Raw genomic sequence first — 1,094 nt, forward strand, 5'->3', positions numbered from 1 at the left:
AAAAAAGAAAGAAAGAGAGAAGAAGAAAAAGAAGAAGGAGAAAAAAAAAAAAAAACCAGTAAAATCGACGGGAGAATCAGATGAGAAAAAGGGTCAGGCACATGGGGCAGGGCTCCAGGCTCACCCAGAGGCTGAGCCCGGCGGCGGCCGGACGCACCGGCAGTCGTTCAAAGGCATCCAGCGCCTGCATCTCGGCATGGGCCGCCGAGCAGAAGCCGCCGCTGAACACCCGGTTCTGCCCCTTCGCCCAGATCCGGCCCGACGCATCCGTCAGCCAGGCCGCCACCGGGTAGTCGCCCCGCTCCCCGGCCGCCAGGGCCTCGGCCAGCAGGCCCAGGGCCGGGCCGTCGTCCGCCGTTTCGGCGTCAAGCCGCGCCAGTCGTTCCATCCTGTTCATGCCGCCTCCTGGTGATGACTGTTTTCAGCATAGGTGAAAGGTGCGCTGGCTAAGAGCCTGTTATTAACGCAGCAGGGCCGACGCGCAGCAGACTTTGAGCCGGTTCTAAGGCGACCAGCGCACCTGGCAGAGCGAGGCGGCAATACCCTGCTGGTGGAAAAACGCCAGCCAGCGGCGCTGGTTGTCCTGCAGCCGATCTCCCGGGCCCTTGACTTCGATCAGCTCATAGCCTCCGTCCGGCAGGAAACGGATCAGATCCGGCAGGCCGCTGCCGTGGCCGCGCAGATCCGACAGCAGGCGGGTCAAGATGGCGCCGAGATGCGCCGGCGGTATGCAGCTCAACGCCCGCTCCAGCAGCGGCTCGGACAGCGCCGGCCAGGCCAGCAGCGGGCAACTGATGCCCCGCTTCTGCCGGTAGCGCGCCATGATGGCGGCGTGGTAACTGCCGTTCTCCAGCCGGGCCAGGCAATCATCGAGCAGCGTACGGCGCCGTTCGGCAAAACCGGGCCGGTACAGATCCGCCGGCCCGGCGTGGAAGGGATGGAAGAAAGCCCCGGGCAGGGGCGCGTAGATAGCCTCCCAGCACAGCAGTGCCAGCAGGCCGTTGAACAGATGATTTTCCACGTAATAGACCGGGGCGTCCGGCCCGGCCAGGGCCCCGGCCGCCAACCGCTCGACCCGCTCCCCCGACGGCGGC

The 1,094-nt window shown here is 65.6% G+C and carries 2 protein-coding genes; both read right to left on the reverse strand.

The window, feature by feature from the left end:
• Positions 1-76: 76 nt before the first annotated feature.
• Positions 77-397, reverse strand: coding sequence for a cytidine/deoxycytidylate deaminase family protein (locus CGX12_RS19245; protein ID WP_094041458.1), 321 nt, complete (start codon positions 395-397; stop codon positions 77-79).
• Between the two features lie 105 nt (positions 398-502).
• The coding region (locus tag CGX12_RS19250; RefSeq protein ID WP_142995724.1) for a VRR-NUC domain-containing protein at positions 503-1,094 on the reverse strand (592 nt) is incomplete at its 5' end.

Origin of the sequence: Zobellella denitrificans, assembly GCF_002237365.1 — a bacterium.
Classification (GTDB): domain Bacteria; phylum Pseudomonadota; class Gammaproteobacteria; order Enterobacterales; family Aeromonadaceae; genus Oceanimonas; species Oceanimonas denitrificans.